This window comes from Actinokineospora sp. NBRC 105648 (assembly GCF_030269645.1).
In the GTDB taxonomy this organism is placed as follows: domain Bacteria; phylum Actinomycetota; class Actinomycetes; order Mycobacteriales; family Pseudonocardiaceae; genus Actinokineospora.
Genome location: NZ_BSTR01000121.1, coordinates 1 through 468 on the forward strand (window position 1 = coordinate 1; position 468 = coordinate 468).

1 protein-coding gene is annotated in these 468 nt (G+C 67.1%); it reads right to left on the reverse strand.

The features are described 5' to 3' along the window. The coding region (locus QSK30_RS36630; protein ID WP_502871950.1) for an IS30 family transposase at positions 1-468 on the reverse strand (468 nt) is incomplete at both ends.

A 468-nucleotide genomic window follows, 5' to 3' on the forward strand; every position in this document is an offset into this window, starting at 1 on the left:
CGGTGAATACCTCGCTGGGCTTCTTCCAGTCGTGGATCTTACGGGGTCGGTCGTTGATCTCCGCGGCGATGGCGGCGAGGTAGGTGGGGTCGCTGGTGATCTCGACACCTGTGGGCAGGTACTCGCGAACGATGCGGTTGAGGTTCTCGTTGCTGCCGCGTTCCCACGGTGAGTGCGGGTGGGCGAAGTACACCGGCAACCCTGTCGCGGTAACGTCCCTGTGCAGAGCCATTTCCGACCCGCAGTCCCACGTCAACGACCGCTTCACCGTGGCCGGGAGGTCGCCGACGGCGGCGATGACCGCCTGGGTCACCGTGAGCGAGTCCCGCCCCGTCAGCGGCACCAGGATCAGGAACCGGCTGGTGCGTTCCACCAGGGTCGCCACCGCCGACGTGCCGCCCTTCCCGATCACCAGATCCCCCTCCCAGTGACCAGGCACAGCACGGCCTTCGACCTCGTCGGGGCGTT